Annotated in this window: 2 protein-coding genes; both read left to right on the plus strand. The window is 67.1% G+C overall.

Features of this window, described 5'->3' with window-relative positions; translation table 11 throughout:
* The first annotated feature begins 611 nt into the window (after positions 1–611).
* The gene (locus ACWC1K_RS50570) at positions 612–1,061 is read left to right on the plus strand and encodes a PTS sugar transporter subunit IIA (RefSeq protein ID WP_351466877.1); all 450 of its coding nucleotides are present in this window, start codon (positions 612–614) and stop codon (positions 1,059–1,061) included.
* Between the two features lie 78 nt (positions 1,062–1,139).
* Entirely contained in the window at positions 1,140–2,810 is a 1,671-nt protein-coding gene (ptsP, locus tag ACWC1K_RS50575; RefSeq protein ID WP_450840975.1) for a phosphoenolpyruvate--protein phosphotransferase, read from the plus strand.
* The last annotated feature ends 137 nt before the right edge of the window (positions 2,811–2,947 follow it).

The following is a 2,947-nucleotide window of genomic DNA, read 5'->3' on the forward strand; positions in this document are numbered from 1 at the left end:
GCATGTGTTAAGCACGCCGCCAGCGTTCGTCCTGAGCCAGGATCAAACTCTCCGTGAATGTTTACCCGTAATCGGGTGACACATCACGAGAGCGGTGCGAGAGGAGGAATAGTCCCCTCGCACACAGCGTCCTCGCTGTGTTTTTTCAAAGGAACCTCGCCCCAGCAGATGCTGGAGACGGGGTATCAACATATCTGGCGTTGATTTTTGGCACGCTGTTGAGTTCTCAAGGAACGGACGCTTCCTTTGTACTCACCCTCTCGGGCTTTCCTCCGGGCGCTTCCCTTCGGTGTTCCAAACTCTATCAGTGTTTTTCCGTCCCCCTGACCACCTAGCTGCAGACATACAGAAGGTGACCCCGAGATAGGATCTGACAAGTGTGGGTGCTGCTGCAGCCAGGACACTCGGTGGTGCCGCTCGGCCTCAAGCAGGAGTACGACTGTACACGCGGCCGGGAAGCGCGTGCAAATTGAGCGAGCTGGTGGTCTAGACCACTATCCGGTATCTTCCATGCGGAACCGGCAGTTCATCTGACATACGCTGCTCCACAGTGCGCCGTCCGGTACAGGCAGTGACGGCCCATTTGGATCTCCACCTCTGGGAGGCTTCCCATGACCACCGTGACGTCCCCGATCGCAGGACGCGCCATCGGCCTGGCTGCAGTGCCTGATCCCGTCTTCTCCGGGGCCATGGTGGGTCCGGGTACGGCCATCGACCCCGTGCGCGAGCCGTCCGAGGCCGTTGCTCCCGTGGCCGGAGTCATCGTCTCTCTTCATCCGCACGCTTTCGTCGTTGTCGACGAGCAGGGGCACGGTGTGCTCACGCACCTTGGTATCGACACCGTGCAGCTCAACGGTGACGGCTTCGAGCTGCTGGTGAACAAGGGCGACACGGTGACACGGGGACAGGGCGTGGTCCGGTGGAACCCGGCGGCCGTGGAAGCGGCCGGCAAGTCCGCGGTGTGCCCGATCGTGGCGCTCGAGGCCACTGCCGAGGCTCTCTCCGATCTTCGTGACGATGGTGACGTGAAGGCGGGCGACAGTCTTTTCGTCTGGAAGTGACGTCAGTGCCGTCATATGACGGCGAGCAGGACAACCACAGCGGCGGCGGGACCCGCCGCACTATCGGAGACGGGTGAGATGGAGACAACGCTGCGAGGCGTGGGCGTGAGTCACGGTGTGGCGATCGGCGAGGTTCGGCACATGGGAACGGCGGTGCTGGAGCCGCCTGCCAAGCAGATTCCGGCGGAGGACGCGGAGCGTGAACAGGGGCGCGCCCGCCAGGCCGTGGACGCTGTGGCGGCCGATCTGATGGCGCGCGGCAATCTGGCCGGGGGCGAGGCCCAGGCGGTGCTCGAGGCTCAGGCCATGATGGCGCAGGACCCCGAGCTGATGGCGGATGTCGAACGGCGCATCACCGTCGGAAGCACGGCCGAGCGTGCCGTGTACGACGCTTTCGCCGCCTACCGGGCCCTGCTGGCCGGTGCCGGCGAATACCTGGCCGGTCGTGTGGCCGATCTGGATGACGTGCGGAATCGTATCGTCGCCCGGCTGCTCGGGGTGCCCATGCCTGGTGTTCCGGACAGCGACGAGCCGTACGTTCTTATTGCACGTGATCTTGCGCCCGCCGATACGGCGCTGCTCGACCCCGCACTGGTCCTCGGATTCGTCACCGAGGAGGGCGGGCCGACCAGCCACAGTGCGATTCTGGCGCGGGCGCTGGGTGTTCCGGCCGTGGTGGCGCTGCCGGGCGCCGGTGAGCTCGCCGAGGGCACCGTGATCGCAGTCGACGGCAGCACCGGCGAGATCTTCGTGAACCCCAGCGAGGACAAGAAGGCCCAGCTGGAGGCCGCGGCCGCCGAGCGCAAGGCAGCGCTCGGCGCCTCGACCGGTCCCGGCGCCACCTCCGACGGTCACAAGGTGCCGTTGCTGGCCAACGTCGGCGGGCCTGCCGATGTGCCCGCCGCCGTCGAGGCCGGGGCCGAGGGTGTGGGCCTCTTCCGCACCGAGTTCCTCTTCCTGGACGACAGCAAGAACGCCCCTTCGGAGGCGAAGCAGGTCGAGGCGTACCGGCAGGTGCTCGCGGCGTTCCCCGAGGGCCGTGTGGTCGTCCGTGTGCTGGATGCCGGCGCGGACAAGCCGCTGGAATTCCTCACTCCGGCCGACGAGCCCAATCCGGCGCTGGGCGTTCGCGGTCTGCGGACGCTGCTCGATCACCCCGAGGTTCTGCGCACCCAGCTGACGGCGCTCGCGAAGGCCGCGGACGGGCTGCCGGTCTACCTCGAGGTCATGGCCCCGATGGTGGCGGACCGTGCCGACGCCAAGGCGTTCGCGGACGCCTGCCGTGAAGCGGGACTGCAGGCGAAGTTCGGCGCCATGGTCGAAATTCCTTCGGCCGCGCTCAGGGCCCGGTCGATTCTGCAGGAGGTCGAGTTCCTGTCCCTGGGGACCAACGACCTCGCGCAGTACACGTTCGCTGCCGATCGTCAGGTGGGTGCGGTCTCTCGTCTGCAGGATCCGTGGCAGCCCGCACTCCTCGACCTGGTGGCGCTGTCCGCTGAGGCGGCGAGGGCCGAGGGCAAGAGCTGTGGCGTATGCGGTGAGGCGGCGTCCGACCCGCTGCTCGCGTGTGTGCTGACCGGTCTTGGTGTCACCTCCCTTTCCATGGGTGCGGCGTCGATTCCCTATGTCCGGGCCACTCTCGGCAAGTACACGCTGGCCCAGTGCGAGCGTGCTGCCTCTGCGGCGCGGGCTGCGGAGAGCGCCGAGGATGCGCGCAACGCGGCTCAGGCGGTGCTGTCCGGCGAGTAGCCGACTCGGCGCGTCGGCTGTTTGTTTCGCCGGCTGTTCTTGAGGGGCGCTCCACCCGCGGGGGGGGGGCCCCCGGGGGTGTGAAATGGGGGGGAGAAGCGAAGAGCGTGGGGTGGGGGAAGAGTGTGGGGTGAGCA

It is taken from the genome of Streptomyces sp. NPDC001492, from assembly GCF_053597275.1.